At 54.7% G+C, this 17011-nt stretch carries 14 protein-coding genes; 10 read left to right on the forward strand and 4 right to left on the reverse strand.

What is annotated here, in order from left to right; all coding sequences use genetic code 11:
* Positions 1–51 precede the first annotated feature (51 nt).
* The 3 genes from ACFO5Q_RS06410 to ACFO5Q_RS06420 all read left to right on the forward strand — a co-directional run bounded on the left by ACFO5Q_RS06410 (position 52) and on the right by ACFO5Q_RS06420 (position 4435).
* Positions 52–1236 carry a DUF547 domain-containing protein gene (locus ACFO5Q_RS06410; protein ID WP_082720117.1) on the forward strand — a complete coding sequence of 395 codons (1185 nt, stop codon included), beginning with the start codon at positions 52–54 and terminating at the stop codon, positions 1234–1236.
* A gap of 483 nt (positions 1237–1719) precedes the next feature.
* Positions 1720–2946, forward strand: a complete 1227-nt coding sequence (locus ACFO5Q_RS06415) for a DUF547 domain-containing protein (RefSeq protein WP_068153134.1) — start codon at positions 1720–1722, stop codon at positions 2944–2946.
* Positions 2947–3172: 226 nt separating this feature from the next.
* Positions 3173–4435 carry a DUF547 domain-containing protein gene (locus ACFO5Q_RS06420; protein ID WP_197421352.1) on the forward strand — a complete coding sequence of 421 codons (1263 nt, stop codon included), beginning with the start codon at positions 3173–3175 and terminating at the stop codon, positions 4433–4435.
* Positions 4436–4518: 83 nt separating this feature from the next.
* Here ACFO5Q_RS06420 and ACFO5Q_RS06425 read toward each other — a convergent pair whose 3' ends face one another.
* Positions 4519–5628 (reverse strand): NADH:flavin oxidoreductase, encoded by a 1110-nt coding sequence (locus tag ACFO5Q_RS06425; protein ID WP_068153139.1) that lies wholly within the window; start codon positions 5626–5628, stop codon positions 4519–4521.
* Positions 5629–5821: 193 nt separating this feature from the next.
* Here ACFO5Q_RS06425 and ACFO5Q_RS06430 point away from each other — a divergent pair, with 193 nt between their 5' ends.
* Positions 5822–6376, forward strand: a complete 555-nt coding sequence (locus tag ACFO5Q_RS06430) for a glutathione peroxidase (protein ID WP_068153142.1) — start codon at positions 5822–5824, stop codon at positions 6374–6376.
* 30 nt (positions 6377–6406) lie between these two features.
* Here the strand turns inward: ACFO5Q_RS06430 and ACFO5Q_RS06435 are convergent, their stop codons facing one another.
* Entirely contained in the window at positions 6407–7630 is a 1224-nt protein-coding gene (locus tag ACFO5Q_RS06435; protein ID WP_068153144.1) for an NAD(P)/FAD-dependent oxidoreductase, read from the reverse strand.
* A complete protein-coding gene (locus ACFO5Q_RS06440; RefSeq protein ID WP_197421353.1) occupies positions 7627–8508 on the reverse strand; it encodes a phytanoyl-CoA dioxygenase family protein in 882 nt (293 codons plus the stop codon). Before ACFO5Q_RS06440 ends, ACFO5Q_RS06435 begins: the two co-directional genes overlap by 4 nt.
* A gap of 198 nt (positions 8509–8706) precedes the next feature.
* Between ACFO5Q_RS06440 and rmuC the strand changes: the two genes are divergently transcribed.
* The 6 genes from rmuC (at position 8707) to ACFO5Q_RS06470 (ending at position 14492) form a co-directional block, all read left to right on the forward strand.
* Entirely contained in the window at positions 8707–9942 is a 1236-nt protein-coding gene (gene rmuC, locus ACFO5Q_RS06445; protein ID WP_068153146.1) for a DNA recombination protein RmuC, read from the forward strand.
* An 83-nt stretch (positions 9943–10025) separates the two neighbouring features.
* The gene (locus ACFO5Q_RS06450; protein ID WP_068153149.1) at positions 10026–10262 is read left to right on the forward strand and encodes a YdcH family protein; all 237 of its coding nucleotides are present in this window, start codon (positions 10026–10028) and stop codon (positions 10260–10262) included.
* Positions 10263–10500: 238 nt separating this feature from the next.
* Entirely contained in the window at positions 10501–10737 is a 237-nt protein-coding gene (locus ACFO5Q_RS06455; protein ID WP_068153152.1) for a YdcH family protein, read from the forward strand.
* Positions 10738–11490: 753 nt separating this feature from the next.
* On the forward strand, positions 11491–12144 hold the full coding sequence (gene rnhB / locus ACFO5Q_RS06460) for a ribonuclease HII (RefSeq protein ID WP_156432084.1): 654 nt from the start codon (positions 11491–11493) through the stop codon (positions 12142–12144).
* A gap of 153 nt (positions 12145–12297) precedes the next feature.
* The gene (locus ACFO5Q_RS06465; protein WP_068153154.1) at positions 12298–13413 is read left to right on the forward strand and encodes a site-specific DNA-methyltransferase; all 1116 of its coding nucleotides are present in this window, start codon (positions 12298–12300) and stop codon (positions 13411–13413) included.
* A gap of 515 nt (positions 13414–13928) precedes the next feature.
* Positions 13929–14492 (forward strand): beta-lactamase hydrolase domain-containing protein, encoded by a 564-nt coding sequence (locus ACFO5Q_RS06470; protein WP_068153160.1) that lies wholly within the window; start codon positions 13929–13931, stop codon positions 14490–14492.
* Between the two features lie 26 nt (positions 14493–14518).
* On the opposite strand, the gene ACFO5Q_RS06475 is transcribed toward ACFO5Q_RS06470, so the two are convergent.
* A complete protein-coding gene (locus tag ACFO5Q_RS06475; protein WP_068153164.1) occupies positions 14519–16987 on the reverse strand; it encodes an ABC transporter permease in 2469 nt (822 codons plus the stop codon).
* Between the last annotated feature and the right edge of the window lie 24 nt (positions 16988–17011).

Below are 17011 nucleotides of genomic sequence, written 5' to 3' on the forward strand. Positions count from 1 at the left end.
CTATATCATAATTGAATAAGAACATGAGACTCGTAAATTTAGGGGGTAGGAATGATTTTAAGATTGGTCTCGTTGCTGATTGTCATTTTGGTCGTCGTGGAGCCGCCACTTCGGGCATCTGATGAAAGCGGTGTGCCGACGCAGTTCCAAGGACACACACCCGGTTCCAAGTTGACCATCAACTATGATGACTTGACCACTGTTCTTGAAACCACGGTTATGAGGGCGGGGCAGTCAGACCGGCGTGAGGCGCCGACTGCGCGACCGGCGGCAGGTAGTCGCATCAAGCGTGGTAACTCAAAGCCTACGCGGCTTGAGGGCAACCGTGTCGACTTTCACGTATTCCTTGGTGGCAATCTCAAGATGATGCAGCGTCTGAGAGACGATATAGCTGCGGTGCCATCTGTGTTACCGCTTGGTGATTTGAACAAGGATGAGCAACTGGCTTATTGGCTGAACCTTTATAATGTCACGTTGATTACGCAGATCGGAAAGATCTTTCCGGAAACAAATTTGCGGAAGTTTTATCCCACGCTATGGGATGAAAAGGTGATCACCGTTTCGGGCATCCCGATGTCTCTGAATGACATGCAGCACAAAGTCATTATTCCAAAGTTCAAGAACCCTCTTGTTATGTACGGCATGTTCCAAGGCGTTGTTGGCAGCCCGAATATCCGCCGCCGGGCCTTCGAAGGACGCAATGTCTGGGAAATGCTGGAGCGCAATGCGCGAGAATTTGTCAATTCCAACCGAGGCGCCCGCTACAAGTGGGGAAAACTGCGCGTGTCGGAATTTTATGAGATCAATGCCGCTTTGTTCCCCAATTTTGAGCAGGACTTGAAGCGCCACTTGTACAAGTACGCATACGCAAGTTTCCGCGATAAAGTGCGGGAGGCGAAAAGTCTGCGGGCGGATATCGATGATTGGTATGTGGCTGACCTTTATGGTGGGAACCGGGCCATTTCCAGCGCCAACACCAATGGTGCGGCCATGCTCATGTCGATCAAGTCAGGCGCTAGCGGGGCTGGCGGGTCTGGCGGTGCTGACGGCGGCGCCATCGAATCTGCCTGGTTCATGAAAATGGACACCCTGAACATGAACCGTACACGCTTCCCAATTCATGTGGTGGAGTATCTTCACAAAAAGGAAAAGCGCGACCGGAAAACGCGGGTGGGCAATGTGGAGGTTGAAGAATATGAAACTCCGGCAGACGAAAGTGGCACCCAGGACAACTGACCCTGTCAAGGTCTGATAAAAAACCCAAGCACGGCGCCTGCTGCGCGGTTGGTCCAATCTGGATCATCCCTGCGGCGGGCGTCATTGGTTTAGGATGCGCAAACCTTGGTTTTCCTTAGTGTGTCGCTATCGCATCAAAAATACTTAAAAAGATTATGAGGTTGACCCTTTGTGCCTATGTCTTGGGTTCATGGGCTGGTTGCGGTTGCTTGGTCCATTATACTGCCCGACTTGTTTTTATGCGGGGCATGGATTGTTCTGAGTATGGCTGCGCCGCCGAGGGGGGAGTGCGTGCGCTGTCTGTTTTTCTGGACGCCGACTTTTGCTATCATCAGGCATAGGGCGCGTCACCAACATCTCCTCTAAGGTCCTTATTGCCGCACGGCACGAGGGGCGCGAGAAGCGAACAGCGGGGAACCTGTCCAGCAAAGAAGCTGCAAGCTGTTTCCTGCCGTATGAATACTAAAGACATGGGGAACAAATATGCGTTTCATGACATTTGCCAAAACGGCCGGATTGGTTGCCTTGTTGGCAATGGCTGTAGGGGGCTCAAAAAGTTTCGCGGCTGACGAACGCGGTGTAATGAGCCCTTTCAAGGGCGATGATCCAAACTCCGAACTGTCGATCAATTATGATGACCTGTCTGCCCTTCTGGAGCAAACGGTGCTCGACACTGGCATGTCCGACAGAAAAGAGGCGGGAAAGGCCCGCCCCACCGCGGGGTCACGGATCATCCGGGGTAGTACCAACACAACAAGGCTAGAAGGTAACCGTATCGATTTCCATTCCTTCTTGGGTGATAACCTTGAAGTTGTGAAAGGATTGCGGGATGATTTGGCGAAAGTGCCCAGTGTATTGCCGCTAAACCAGCTTACACGCAAAGAGCAGCTGGCCTATTGGCTGAACCTTTACAACATCACCCTGATTGCCCAGATTGCAGAAATCTTTCCAGAGACCAATCTGAAGAAATTTTACCCAAGTCTTTGGGATAAAAAGGTTTTGACGGTTGCCGGCGTACCGCTTTCGCTGAATGACATTCACCATAAAATCCTGATCCCGAAGTATAAGAACCCGCTGATCATGTATGGCCTTTTCCAGGGTGTTATCGGTGGCCCTAATATTCGGCCCGAAGCCTATACTGGCCGTGAGGTTTGGGATCAGTTGAAGGACAATGCGTTCGAATTTATCAACTCAAACAGGGGCGCATTCGTTCGAGAGCGTATCCTGCGGACCTCTTATTTCTATGAAATCAATGAGGCCCTTTTCCCCAACTTCGACCGGGACGTGCGACGTCATATTCTTCAGCATGCGAAAGGGCATTTCGCTGACAAGATCACCAACGGTTCAAGCGTTGTCGGGACCGGCCAGAGCAACTGGTATATCGCCGACCTTTATGGGGGCAATCGGTCCAAGGGCAGCGCCAACACGAATGGAGGTGCACTTCTCTTGGCATTTCGCACTGGTAGCGGTGCCGGGGCGGCAGGTGATGCTGGCGGTGGTGCCGGTGGCGCAATCGAGTCCGCCTGGATTGGCAGCCTCACCAGCAAGAACATGTATCAGGGGCGTTTCCCGATCCACGTGATCGAATACCTGAATAAACAGGAAGTCCGAAACAAGAAGTCTCGCACGGGCGATGTCACGATTGAAGAATATGAAGACGACCAGCGTATTCAGGGGCGTGACAAGGAAACTGACTCTGACGGCAGATAAGCTGTCATGAAAACACTAGCCCGGGCAGTCGGTTGCCCGGGTATCTCGCCAAAAAGCCCGCACGCCGACCTGCCAGCAAACCGTCGGATATAGTGATGGGCGCGGGAAAAACCCGCCAGTTTGATTACACAAAAACAAACATGAGAGCGATCACGACCAGTTGAAGCCTGCCCAGAGGCATGGCGCGCAAGCGCTATTCCGGGCAGTCAATAGGAGGAGCATGACCATGAAACTTAAGCGACTTCCACAGGCAATAAGGGTTGGTACATTCGCCCTTTTTGCTGCGATCATGGCCCCGCCATCCCTGGCTGGGGAAGCGACCGTGCCAGCACAATTCCGCGGTGACAGCCCGGCCCCAGATTTTTCGATCAAATATGATGACTGGGATGCGATGCTGTCGCAAACGGTTCTGGATACAGGCATGTCTGACCGTGTTGAAGCATCCAAAATGCGCCCCCGCGCAGGCTCCCGCATCGTGCGTGGCGGTGGCGGTACTACCCGCCTCGAAGGCAACCGGGTGGATTTTCACGCCTTTCTTGGCGCCAACCTGGAGGTTCTTCGAAAGCTTCGAGATGATTTGGCCAAGGTGCCTGATCTGGCCCCCTTGAACCTGTTCAATCGTAATGAACAGCTGGCTTACTGGCTCAATCTTTATAATGTCACGCTGGTGACACAGGTTGCTGAAATATTCCCCGAAACCAACCTGAAGAAGTTCTATCCTGAAATCTGGGATGCCAAGGTTCTCAATGTTTCCGGTGTGCCCCTCTCGCTGAATGATATTCATCACAAAATCCTGATTCCGAAATACCGTGACCCTCGCATTCTTTATGGTCTGTTCCAGGGTGTGATTGGTGGGCCGAACCTAAGGGATGAGGCGTATGAGGGCTACCGCGTTTGGCAGCAGCTTGAGGCTAACGCAAACGAATTCGTCAATTCAAATCGCGGGGCGTTCGTGCGCGAGCGTATTCTCAGGACCTCTTATTTTTACGAAGTGAATGCAGCCCTGTTTCCTGATTTTGATCGTGACCTGCGCCGCCATATTTTAAAATATGCGCGCCCCAGCTTTGCAGACAAAATCCAGGATGGTTCCACGGTAGTGGGGACCGGTCAGAGTAACTGGTACATCGCGGACCTTTTTGGCGGGAACAGGGCCAAAGGATCGGCGAACACCAACGCGGGCGCCTTGTTGCTTGCGTTCCGCACTGGCAACGGTATTTCTGATGGCGAAAGTGGGGTGACCCCTGCGACAGGTTTTGATGGCAATGCCCAGCCTATGGATGGTGGGGCAGGTGGTGCCGCTGGTGGTTCAGTGCAGACCGCGTGGTCGAGCAACATTGAACAGCAAATGATCAGTGTGCGGTTTCCGTCCCACATGACCGAATACCTTCGGAAAATACAGATGCGGCGTATCAAGGAACTGCGGGAAGGAACTGTTGGGATCGAGGAATATGATCAGGAACCCGAAGAGGACGAACCTGCTGACAGCTGATGACTTGAAGGCGGGCAAGAGTATGGCAGGAAAAAAGGGCGCCCGCATGGCGCCCTTTCGCGTGTGTGCCTGCAGGCCAAAGGTTACGCCAGTTCTTTGAGCATTTCCTTGCTGTAGGGTGCTAGGTCCGCATCATCAGCCGCCTTGATCCTGTTCGCCCAGTCAGGGTTTGCAATCAACGCCCGGCCAACAGCGACCAGGTCAAACTCACCGCGTTCAAGCCGGTCGAGCAGGTTCCTGAGGCTGGCGGGCTTTGCGTCCATAAAGTCTTTCTGTCCTTCTTCGGTGAAGGCGGTGTCCAGGCCCACGCTACCCACTGTGATGGTGGGTTTGCCTGTCAGCTTCTTGGTCCAGCCCGCGAGGTTCAGGTCGCTGCCTTCAAATTCCGGCTCCCAGAAGCGGCGGGTAGAGCAGTGGAAGATATCCACGCCTGCGTCTGTCAGAGGCTCAAGGAACTGCTGAAGCTCCAGCGGGTTCCCGGCCAGCTTCACTGAATAGTCCTGCTGTTTCCATTGGGACCACCTGAGGATCACAGGAAAATCTGGGCCAACCTCCTTGCGGATTGCCTTGATGATCTCAGCAGCGAAGCGGGTGCGGCCGACATAGTCGCCGCCCCATTTGTCCGTCCGTTCATTGAGGCCGCCCCAAAAGAACTGGTCCACCAGATAGCCGTGAGCACCATGGACCTCAACGCCGTCGAACCCAATGGCTTTGGAGTCCGCGGCTGCTTTGGCAAAAGCCGCGATCACATCCTCGATGTCATTTTCCGTCATCTCATGGCAGCGTTTCTTGCCTGGCATCACAAGGCCTGATGGGCCGTGGCCTGGGACTTCCGGGTCTGGCTCAACACCGGGGCGGCGGATAGAGCCCACATGCCACAGCTGCGGCATGATCTTGCCGCCTTCTGCATGGACGGCATCCACGACCTTCTTCCATCCCGCAAGCGCGTCATCGCCATAAATAAAAGGAATGTTAGGGTAACCGTTCGCAGCCTTATGGCCCACGCAGGTACCTTCTGTGATGATCAGCCCAACGCCGCCTGCGGCCCTCTTCCGGTAGTATTCCACATTCAGGTCGTTTGGCACATTTCCAGGCGAAAACCCCCGGGTCATTGGCGCCATGACAATACGGTTGTCGAGGCTTAGGTTCCTGGATTTGAACGGCTTGAAAAGCGCCCCAGCAGTCTCACTCATACTTTGTCCTTCGCATAGTCGGGCTGATCTAGTGAGATGCCAGCCCCGTAACAGGTTCTGAACTGAGGTAGCGTCACTTATTGCTATTTCAAGAATGTTGGGTCATCTGTGCCATCACACTTCTGTTAAGCTGCTTCCGCAAAGGGCGGGGCTGGAGTATAGACAGGGGTGAAGAAAAACCGGGGAACTTTTTATGAAACTGAAGTCTATCATTGTCGCTTGTGCTGCTGTCGTTTTGGGTGCTTTACCGGCCACCGCCGACGGCGAGAAAAGCCTTTACGACTTTACTGTAACGTCTATCGACTACACTGAGATGCCTCTTGACCAGTATAAGGGAAAGGCAGTTCTTCTGGTGAACACTGCGTCTTACTGTGGCTATACGCCGCAATATGAAGGGCTGCAGGCCTTGTGGAATGACTACCGCGACAAGGGGCTTGTTGTGGTTGGCGTGCCAGCAAATGACTTCGGGGATCAGGAGCCTGGTTCAGAAAAGAATATCAAGAATTTCTGCAAGGTGAATTTCCAGGTGGATTTCCCCATGACCAAAAAGATGGTCGTGGACGGCAAGGAAGGCACGGCTGAGATTTACAACTGGCTTGCCGGTGTGCTTGGTGAAGACAGCCGCCCACAGTGGAACTTCCACAAGTATCTGATCGACCCCGAAGGGCATCCGGTGGCCTATTTCCGCAGCAAGGTGACGCCACAGTCGTCTGAGCTGCGTGCAGCGATTGATAAGGTGCTGCAGTAATTAAAAAAGGGGCCGTATGGCCCCTTCTTTCTATCGCAACAAATCTGCGGCCACTTCCTTGAAAGGCCGCTCGTCCACAAGCTGACTTTCGGTGACGGGCGTTTTCGCGGCAATCAGCTTCTTGGCATTCATGAATTCCGCGATGCGGCCCACGCAGTCTGCGGCAATTATTTTGCCGTCCTTCAGGTAAAAGAAGGCGACAGAACGCTCTGCCGGATTGCCGCGCGTCACCAGCGTGTCATAGCCTTGGCTCAGGCCTGCGATCTGTAGCTTGAGGCCATACTGGTCTGACCAGAACCAGGGCAGCGCATCATAAGTCACATCATTCCCAAGCATATGGTCCACAGCCACCTTGGCCTGGTCGACAGCGTTCTGAACCGATTCAATGCGCATCTCGCGGCCATAGAAGGGGTGACTGAACCAGGTAACGTCCCCGACGGCATAAATGTCCGGGTCGCTGGTTTGGCAATGGGTATTCACCTGGATACCCTGAGGCAGCACGTCAAGATCTGCCCCCTCGGCAAGGTCCGTGTTCGGCACAAGGCCAATGCCCACCACCACCATGTCAGCTTCATACCGACTACCGTCTGCTGTGCATACGGCGCTGGCGCGGTCTGTGCCCTCGATGGAGGTCACCAGTTTGTCAGTGTGAATTTCCACACCTTCTTCAGTGTGAAGCTGTGTGTAGAATTCCGAGACTTCAGGCGCCACCACGCGGCCAAGGATGCGGTCTGTGGCTTCAAGCACCGTCACGGCCTTGCCGGCCTTGCGTGCAACGGCCGCGATCTCCAGCCCGATATAACCGCCACCGATAATCACGATGCGCCCCGCATTTTCAAATTCACCGCGCATGGCGTCCGTGTCAGCCATGGTGCGCACATAGTGGATGCCCGCGAGATCTGCGCCCTTGCAGGTTAGCCTGCGGGCGTGCCCGCCGGTGGCCAGGATCAGCTTGTCGTAGGGAAGGGTGCCCCCGTCGGCAAGCGCGATGGTCTTTGCCTCGCGGTCAATGCTGTTGGCATGGACACCTAGCTTCAGGGCGATGTTCGCGCCCTCATAAGCCTGTTCGCGCAGGATCGGCAGGCGCTCAGCCCCAATGTCGCCCGAGAGATACATTTTCGATAGCGGCGGCCGCTGGTAGGGCACCACTGGTTCGTCCGTGACCAGCGTGGCCTCGCCTTCGAATTTATGTTGCCGCAGCGATGTGGCGACCTGGGCGGCAGCATGTCCGCCACCAATTATGACAAGTTTCATGGGGTAAATCCTCTCAGCGGTAGGCTTTCTGGGCGCCTGAGCCAGTTATCTGCCGGATAATCGGCTGTGCCGTCAATAACATGCAGCGTGTAGGCATGGCGTGATTTGCCAGACCGGTTGGCGGATGACATATGCGGGAACAGGCCGCCGAACACCAGCACTGTGCCCTTGGGGGCGGGCAGGGCCACTTTTTTGTCTTCCTCAAACGGCGTATCATTGAGGGCTTCCACGTAGGTGCCGTCGCCATCTGGCTTGCGGCGGAACGCAGACCTCAGTCCGCCTGTTTCGTGGCCGCCCGGGATACCCCAAAGGCAGCCGTTTTCCTCTGTGGCATCCTCAAGCGCGACCCACAGGCCCAGGCAGGTTTCCGGCGTGGTGCGCAAATAGGTGGCGTCCTGGTGGCAAACTACCTCGCCGCCGATATGGGGTTGCTTGAAAATATACATGGACTGCAGCGGCAGCGGCTGTTGCTGCCCCAGGCCTTCACAGATGGCCTTGAAGGCGCTCTGCCGGGCGAAAGCGTCAAAGGTGGGGTCAAGGTCATGCATGGCATGGCCAACCTTGTTGATCGCCAGCGGCAGCTCGCAAGTCAGGTTGCCGTTCTTGTCAAAGGCCTCCTCCTCGAAAAAGAAGTGTGTCAGGTGTCCGGATTCCAGGAAGTAGGCATCCTGATCGTGAGCTTGGCTTGTTGAAGAAAAAATACTCCTGTGTTCTTCCACGTCAAATTCTGCGACCATCTCGGCCATGCGGCCACGCAAGCGGTCGCACATTTCATGGCTCACGAGGCCGTCCAGCACCAGCACGCCATCGCGGTCAAAAGCCGTTTTCATTTCCGGGGTGATAGTTTCAAATTTGCGTGCATCAAAACGAGGCAGCATTATCCTACTCCATCAAAGCCTGGTCCGCCGATTGGCACCTGCCCACGGAAGTTGATTTAGACCGAGCTTTCGCCAAAAAGAGCATAGGCCGCAAAGGGCGTCAAGGTGGCTGCGGGGGCCATCTGTTCTTGCGCGCTGGCGGGCGGTGAGATAGGGGTGATAAGTGCCTGTTTTTGCATTTCAGTATCGGGGAATATCGTGGATCCAATCAGTCTGGTGATTCTTGCGCTTCTTGCTTTTGTCTTTGTTGGGCTGCTTTTGGTCTGGCGGCGGCTTTCTGCTGTTTCTGCCAAGCTTGAGGGTGGAGACGCAGTGAACCAGCTGATGCAGATTGAAGCCGGCCTTCGTTATATGAACGAGCAGGCGGGCGAGCGCGAAAAAGGTATCCGGGAAGAATTCCGCGGTAACCGCGAAGAACTGTCGAAGGCAATTTCAGCTCTTGGCGAAACCGTGCGCAAGCTGGGGGCTGACCAGTCGACCCAGCAGCAGCAGTTTCGCGACAAGCTGGATGAGAAAATGAAGGAGCTGCGCACAGAGAACAGCCAAAAGCTGGACGAAATGCGCAAGACGGTGGACGAAAAGCTGCAGACCACCCTTGAGAAGCGCCTCAGTGAAAGCTTCAAGACGGTGTCCGAGCGGCTGGAACAGGTGCACAAGGGGTTGGGCGAAATGCAGTCGCTGGCAACCGGCGTGGGTGACCTTAAGCGCGTGCTCACGAATGTGAAATCCCGCGGCACCTTCGGCGAGGTACAGCTTGAACTGCTGATCGAGGACGTGCTGACACCGAACCAGTATGTTGCCAACTATGATTGCGGACGGAAAGGCACGCATGTGGAGTTCGGCATTCGCATGCCGGGTACTGACACGGAAATCTATCTGCCGGTTGATGCCAAATTCCCGACAGAAGACTATGAGCGCCTGCTGGGTGCCGTGGAAGCGGGCGACACTGACGGCATTCTGGCGTCACAGAAGATGCTGGCGAACCGGGTGAAGGGCTTTGCCAAAGACATCGCATCAAAATACATCAACCCGCCACACACAACGCCCTCCGCCATTTTGTTCCTGCCAACAGAAGGGCTTTATGCCGAAATGCTGCGTATGCCCGGGTTTGTGGAAGGGCTACAGCGCGAGTTTAGCGTCACGGTCACCGGCCCCACCAACTTCCAGGTGTTGCTAAACACCTTCCGCATGGGCTTCCAGCAAATGGCCATGCAGGCGCAAGCACAAGAGGTCTGGAAAGTGTTGGGTGCGGTCAAGAATGAGTTCGAGCGTTACGGTGACCAGATCACCGCTATGGGCAAGAATGTGGAGGCGATGGAGAAGCACATTGAGAAGCTGGGCACTCGCCGCAATGTGATGCTTCGCGCACTCAAGAGCGTTGAAGAAGTCGAGAACGCTACCGCCCAAACCCTTCTGGGGGACAGCGACGATTAAATGCAGTGACTTGACGACAATCAATTCACATTGAGCAGGCCTGTTTTAAGTCTTGGTAAAGTTTGGACAACTGGAGGACACAAATGAGCCACGTACCGCACGAGTTGAGAGAAGATTTCCCGGAGTATGAGGAGCGTATTCACACGCTGAAGGAAAGTGATGCGCATTTTCGTAAACTGGCCGACAAATACCATGAAGTTAACCGTGAGATTCACCGGATCGAAATCGACGAAGAGCACGTCTCTCAGTTTGATGAAGAAGACCTTCGCAAAGAGCGGATGCGCCTGAAGGACGAAATCTACGGCATGCTGAAAGCCTGATATCATAGCAGCCTAATGTCCGGCCCCGGCTCAATCCGGGGCCGAAGTGCATTATGTCGGCAGTCGCCTTTTTGCCGAGAGAATAGCAGACACCATATGGGCCGCATGCTGCATGCTCTCAGAGACGAGTTTCCCATATATCCGGTTCACCGAAAAATCGTTGTCATGATTGATCTTTGTCAATGGGTCGCGCCCCCTGCGCGATAAAATCCCTCTCGTTAAACGAAGGGGAAGAGTTATGCGTTATATTCCGTTCGATCTACTTTCTGAAATCCCTGGCAGGGAGGACAGATTCTGGAGCCTGATCAGTTCCGACCATCAATTCTATAAGCTCACCCGGGCTTATAACACCCTCAATCAAAGCCTTTGCGAAGCAGAACGTCGGCGCGAGTGCGAGTTGACCTTCTGCATAGATGACCTGCGCAAGGAACGGCTGTGGATCAAAGACGAGATTTTCTCCCGTCTCCGTCACTGAACGATTGTTCACTAACAAGACCGAAAAGGGATTGTGTCGCAAATGCGGCGCGAATTGCGATGAAGCGTTCAATAAATGCGCCCAGTGCTATTGAACGCTTCAGCCCGCGCACCTACATTAAAAGTGTAGCCACGAGCAAAGACTCAAAAAACAAAAGGCTGCAGAAAACGACAGTGATATCAACAGCCGCCTCCCCAAAAAGATAAAGCGGCACAGATGCGCAAGCAGCGAGGATAAAATGTTTACGACCCTGATTTCAGAGACCACAGGTCTCAACAACGCCCGGCACCAGGTCCCCCAGACCGTCGGCGTTTCCCTGACAAGCCAACCCCTAAGCCGATCATGGCGCCGTCAGCGCCGTGTCGCCCGGTTGGCACGCGTGCCGCTCGCAGCATAAGCGGCCAAGACAAGAACCGGCTATTGCACTCCAGCTCTAAGTCTCTGTGCGTCCTAGCGTTTGAGCAATAGCAGGTTCCGGTCGGACCGGGTGAGGACATACCCCTGACCCTAGCCCCAAGAGCCCATCTGGTCCGGCCACACTTTCCCTGTAACGAGTACACAGTTGTCGAACCCCTTTGGGGGTTCTGCGTTTCTTTCCTAAACCTACCCAATACTTCGGCGCTCCCTTTTTGGGGGCGCCGCTTTTCTGCCTACGGCCGCGATGGTCCGGCGTATTTGAATATCTCTCTACTGCACCATGCTTGACCGGCGCGCCCTGTTGCGCCAAATCTGATGGCGGAAGGGGAGATCCGAATGTCAGACCTGTTTGATGCCGCCGGCATGGATATGAAGCCGAAACCGGATTGGTCGGCGGAGGCGCATATGATGGCTACTGAGGGTGGTCCCGTGTGCGGCGTGGACGAAGTGGGCCGAGGGCCTCTTGCAGGCCCTGTGGTTGCTGCTGCGGTAATTCTGGACCCGAACGATATCCCTGATGGCCTGAATGACAGCAAGAAGTTGTCGGATAAGAAGCGCCAGATGCTCTATGGTCTCATTCAGGAAAAGGCGCTCGCAGTTTCCATTGCGGAGGCCAGTGTGGCCGAAATTGATGAAATAAACATCCTGCAGGCTTCCATGCTGGCCATGCGCCGGGCCGTCGAGGGGCTTGAAGTGAGGCCCGCTGGCGCCTTGGTGGACGGCAACCGCGACCCGGGCCTCGATATGCCGACACGCACCCTTATTAAAGGGGATGGTCGGTCGCTTTCCATCGCTGCGGCATCAATTATCGCAAAAGTTTTTCGTGATGATCTCATGAAAAAGCTCGATTCCGAGTTCCCTGACTACGGTTGGGCGCAAAACGCAGGATATGGTGTTGCCAAACATCTGGCTGCACTAAGGCTTGTGGGTGCGACTCCGCATCACCGTCGAACATTTGCTCCGATTCGCCAAGTTTTGAGTGAAGAATAGCTTATAAATCACTGATTCATCTATAAGAATCACTTGACACCGATTCGCTGTCGACTCATGATCGGGTCAACAGATCGCTGAGAAAAACCAAAAAATTAAGCCCAAAAAGGGCGTTTCCAGCGGTTGGCTATGAAGCCGGGACGGAGAAAATTGATGGCTGATGCAAAGAACGCGACCCGCAAGGGTTCTGCGACCCTTTCGTTGCCGCTGAACAAGATTGTTCAGGGTGACTGTATTGATGTGATGAACTCACTGCCCGAGAAATCGGTCGATGTGATCTTCGCGGACCCACCATACAATATGCAACTCAAGGAAACGCTTTCGCGCCCTGACAACAGCAAGGTTGATGGCGTGCATGACGCATGGGACAAATTCTCAAGCTTCAATGCCTATGACGAGTTTACCTACCGCTGGCTTCAGGCCGCTCGCCGTGTCCTGAAGGATACTGGCACCATCTGGGTGATCGGTTCGTACCACAATATTTTCCGTGTCGGCACGGCGCTTCAGAACCTTGAGTACTGGGTTTTGAACGATGTGATCTGGCGCAAGTCGAACCCGATGCCAAACTTCCGTGGCACGCGCTTTACCAATGCGCATGAGACGCTCATCTGGGCGGCCAAGTCTGCGGACAAGGGCGGCTATACGTTCAACTATGACGCCATGAAGGCCATGAACGACGACACGCAGATGCGGTCTGACTGGACGCTGCCGATTTGTTCAGGTGGCGAACGCCTCAAGAATGGCGACAAGAAAGCCCACGCAACCCAGAAGCCGGAATCCCTGCTTTACCGCGTGCTGATGTCTTCCACCAAACCAGGCGACGTGGTCCTGGATCCATTCTTCGGCACGGGCACAACGGGTGCTGTGGCTAAGAAGCTGGGCCGCGACTTTATCGGTATTGAGCGTGAGGACGACTATATCAAGGTTGCGATGGACCGGATATCCAAGGTTAAGCGGCTGGATGATGAAACGCTTGGTTTCACCCAAAGCAAGCGCGCGCAACCACGGGTGCCGTTTGGCTCCATCGTTGAGCGCGGCATGATCGAACCCGGTACCACGCTTTATGACTGCAAGCGCAAATACACGGCACGAGTGCGGACCGACGGTACGCTGATCACTGATATGGATAAAGGCTCGATCCACAAGGTTGGCGCCAGCGTACAGGGTGCGCCTGCATGTAATGGCTGGACCTTCTGGCATGTTGAGCAGAAAGGCGAACTGCTGCCGATCGACTTCTTCCGCCAGCAAGTTCGCGCGGAAATGAACTAGTCAGGGTACAAGTTACCTCCGGAAGCATGGATGCCCGTCTGTGCTTCCACCCAAGGCGCTGTCCTGCCCGGGCAGCGCCTGTTTTTATGGCTGCGACAGGGCCACGAGTGGATGCACAATCTTTTCTTAAGTCGCTCTGTGGTCACTTGTATTTTGGTTTGGACGTGCGAGATTCATGGGGTCGCGGGTGATCAGGAAAACCGGGCGGTTTTCCCCGGCGAACAGCGGCCAGAGTGCCGCGCAAAGCGTTTGTTCGGAGACCATGATGAGCAAAGAACGCAACACCAAGAAAGAACTGAAGAAGAAGCCGCTTCTGGACAAGAAGGCTAAGAAGATGAGCAAGGCAACCAAAAAGGTGCCTGCCTATCTCGCTGGCTAGAGGCATCACTCTGTTCTGAATGCAGTAACAAGGCAGGGCCGCATCACGCGGCCTTTGCTTTTACATTTGCCTTCTTAAATTGTCACATTTGTCCTATGGTGGCCTCGCTGTTATTTGGGATTGAAAAGGGTAAAGTATGCCACGCCTTCTTGCTTTGTTGATTGCCACGATTTTGTTTTGCGTCACCGCTGTCGCGGGCGATCAGCCTGATCTGGAACTGAAAAATGCGCGTCAGGTTTCTGATGTGCTGACGACCGGCGGGCAACCTAGCAAAGCCGACCTACAGCGCCTCAAGGATGCGGGCTTTACGACAGTGATCAACCTGCGCCGTGAAGGCGAGGTGACAAAGACTGACGACCTGGCCGACGCGGCTAACTATAACTTCGACGAAGCAGCGCTCGCGAGCTCCCTTGGGCTGAAGTACTTCCATCTGCCGATTTCATCGGGCGAGGGGCTGACCGAAGAGAATGCCAAGACGCTTGATGACCTTTTGAACGCAGCGCAAGGGCCCGTACTACTGCACTGCGGCAGCGGTAACCGTGCCGGTGCCATGATGGCCTTAAGGGCCTTCCATGTTCAGGGCAAGAGCGCGCAAGACGCCCTTGCCATAGGGAAGGCAGCAGGCCTCACCGGTTTGGAGCCGAAGGTAAGGGAACTTCTTGCCTTGGATAAAACCGAAGCTGCCACCATCAACAACTGATTTTGCCTAACGCCTTATCAGGGCACCTATTCGTGACGAAGGGCCGTGACCGGGTTGGAGCGTGCTGTCCGGAAAGCGTGTCCAGCCACGGTTGCTGCCGCGATCCCGAAAGCCAGAATCCCCGCCGCGAGGAAATAGTGGATTCCCAAATCAATGCGATAGATGAAGCCCTCCAGCCAGCGGTTGGAGAAATACCAGGCAATCGGCCAGGCAATCAGGTTTGCCACGAGCACCGGCTTTGAGAATTGCAGCGTCAGCAGCGTGACAATATCCCTTACCTTTGCGCCCAGAACCTTTCTGATGCCGATTTCCTTGGTGCGTTGCTCCGCGGTAAAGGACGCCAAGCCGTATAGCCCAAGGCAGGAAACTAAAATGGCAAAGATCGAGAAATAAGCGAACATTTCCGCGCGCTGCTCGTCCGCCTGATAGAATGCGTTCAGGTTATCGACCATGAATGACTTCTCAATCGGGAACTGCGGCACGATGCGGTTCCATGTGTCGTCAATCTGGCGCAGTGTTTCCGGGATTTGGTCAGCCCTCAGGTTGACGGTCATGGTCCAGAAATCGTCCTCCTGCACCAGGAACATCAGTGGGTCCAGAACATCACGGGCCGACCGCAAGTTCATGTTCTTGACGACCCCAACGATTTGAATGGCCACAGTGACACCCTGAAAATTGTTAACGAAGACGGTTTGGCCCAAGGCCGCCTCCGGGGAGTCAAAGCCGTAGTAGGAAACGGTTTTTTCACTGATGATCGCCGTCTGTCGCGCCATTCCGCCTTCCTCAAGCGGTTCCTGGAAGGAATCGGCCTGATGGGCTTCGGAGAAGAAACGTCCCGCAATCAGTTCCGCGCCAAAAAACTCAAGGAAACCGTGGTCAGCTGGCAGGACTTCCGTGTCTTTCACTTCCGTGTAGCCGCCCATGTCAACCTTCACGGGCCAGTCCCAGTATCCTCCCAGCGGGATGTCCCGGGCGGAAAAAGCGGTGCTGTTTACACCAGGCAATCTCTCTATCTCCTGCCGAATGGTTTCGGCGAGATCTTTTATGGGGCCATAATTCATGTTGGCGAGGGAAAGCTTGTTGTCCACATCCAGGCCGCGGGTCATGTTCTGAGCATATTTGATCTGGCTATATACAACTGCAGTCGCAATCATCAGGCCGATGGAGATGGTGAACTGAAGGGTGGTCAGTGCCTGCCGCAGGCGGGCTGTGCTGGCTTTGGTCGCACTGTTCGAATGCAGCACCAGGCCGGGCCTAAAGCTTGACATTTTCGCGGCCGGTTGGAGACCGGCGCCTATGGCAATAACGGCAACAAGCGCCACGAGGCCGGCTTGCACGAATGGGTCACTGAAGGTGTTCAGGCTCAGGATTTTGGCAACGAATTCGTTAAACCATGGCAATGCGGCTTCCACGATCGTGAAGGCAAGCAAGAGTGCGATTAGCGTGGTCAGGAGGGTTTCACCCAAAAGCTGGGTAATGATCTGGCGGCGGGACGCGCCAACGACTTTCCTCAGCGCAATCTCGCGTGCCCGAAGGGATGCACGCGCGGTCGAGAGATTGGTGAAATTGATGACGGCAATCACCAGGATCAGCAGTGCAATGGCCGAAAAGCTATAGACCACCATAATGTCGCCTGACGGTTTCATCTGGAAGCGGCCTGTCGAATATAGGTGGATATCTTCAAGCGGCATCAGTCTGATCTTGTAGACCTCGCTTGGAACGATGTCGGCGGGCGAGGACGGGTGCAACACTGCATTCTGGTTTACAAATGCAGGGATAGCGGCTTCCAGGGCATGGCGCTGGGACGCGTCATAAAGCTTGAAATAGGTATAGACATTTGAGGACACCCAGAATTTGGCGATCCAAGGCATATTGTCATAGCGGGTTTCGTCGAATTGCAAAAAAATGTCGCTGGCAAGATGGGTGTTTTCAGGCAGGTCCTTCATCACGGCGACGACTTTAGCGTCAAGGGTGCCAAAGTCGAAATCCAGGGTTTGGCCGATGGGGTCGGCGTCACCGAAGTATTTCTGCGCCGCTCGTTCGCTCAGGATCACGGACTTAAAGTCCTTGAACATCTGGCTGCGGTCCCCTGCCACCATGGGAAGGTCAAATACGTCGAAAAAGCCTTCGTCGACCAAGCTGACCTGCTCCAGGTTTTTCAAGGTTCCCTTGGTGATAAGGTAATTTTCCGTCATCAACCTGGCGCTGGCTTCAATCATGCTTCCGAACTTGGCCTGCATGGGATTACGGAGCGCACCGGGGGACAAAGCCGTGGGGCTATCGGGCTCTCCCGCTTCGCCACGATATTTCCCTTCCATCCGAACGATCCGGTCACTGTCAGGCAGCCACTTGTCATAGGAAAGCTCATTCTGGACGAACAGGAAAATCAGGATGCAAGCGGCCAGGCCAATGCTCAGGCCACCGATGTTGATGGCGCTGTAGAGCTTGTGGCGTGTCAGATTTCGAATGGCGATGGTCAGGTAATTTTTGAACATTTCGAGCAGAACCCCGGTCGTGAC

It is taken from the genome of Kordiimonas lipolytica (genome assembly GCF_042651265.1).
Classification (GTDB): domain Bacteria; phylum Pseudomonadota; class Alphaproteobacteria; order Sphingomonadales; family Kordiimonadaceae; genus Kordiimonas; species Kordiimonas lipolytica.

Excerpts from the sequence above, each read along its gene's own strand:
- ACFO5Q_RS06425 (WP_068153139.1), bottom strand. The coding sequence starts at position 5,628 with ATGAGTGAGACTGCTGGGGCGCTTTTCAAGCCGTTCAAATCCAGGAAC.
- ACFO5Q_RS06450 (WP_068153149.1), top strand. The coding sequence starts at position 10,026 with ATGAGCCACGTACCGCACGAGTTGAGAGAAGATTTCCCGGAGTATGAG.
- ACFO5Q_RS06470 (WP_068153160.1), top strand. The coding sequence starts at position 13,929 with ATGCCACGCCTTCTTGCTTTGTTGATTGCCACGATTTTGTTTTGCGTC.
- ACFO5Q_RS06475 (WP_068153164.1), bottom strand. The coding sequence starts at position 16,987 with ATGTTCAAAAATTACCTGACCATCGCCATTCGAAATCTGACACGCCAC.
- ACFO5Q_RS06410 (WP_082720117.1), top strand. The coding sequence starts at position 52 with ATGATTTTAAGATTGGTCTCGTTGCTGATTGTCATTTTGGTCGTCGTG.
- ACFO5Q_RS06415 (WP_068153134.1), top strand. The coding sequence starts at position 1,720 with ATGCGTTTCATGACATTTGCCAAAACGGCCGGATTGGTTGCCTTGTTG.
- ACFO5Q_RS06465 (WP_068153154.1), top strand. The coding sequence starts at position 12,298 with ATGGCTGATGCAAAGAACGCGACCCGCAAGGGTTCTGCGACCCTTTCG.
- rnhB (WP_156432084.1), top strand. The coding sequence starts at position 11,491 with ATGTCAGACCTGTTTGATGCCGCCGGCATGGATATGAAGCCGAAACCG.
- ACFO5Q_RS06435 (WP_068153144.1), bottom strand. The coding sequence starts at position 7,630 with ATGAAACTTGTCATAATTGGTGGCGGACATGCTGCCGCCCAGGTCGCC.
- ACFO5Q_RS06430 (WP_068153142.1), top strand. The coding sequence starts at position 5,822 with ATGAAACTGAAGTCTATCATTGTCGCTTGTGCTGCTGTCGTTTTGGGT.
- ACFO5Q_RS06440 (WP_197421353.1), bottom strand. The coding sequence starts at position 8,508 with ATGCTGCCTCGTTTTGATGCACGCAAATTTGAAACTATCACCCCGGAA.
- ACFO5Q_RS06455 (WP_068153152.1), top strand. The coding sequence starts at position 10,501 with ATGCGTTATATTCCGTTCGATCTACTTTCTGAAATCCCTGGCAGGGAG.
- ACFO5Q_RS06420 (WP_197421352.1), top strand. The coding sequence starts at position 3,173 with ATGAAACTTAAGCGACTTCCACAGGCAATAAGGGTTGGTACATTCGCC.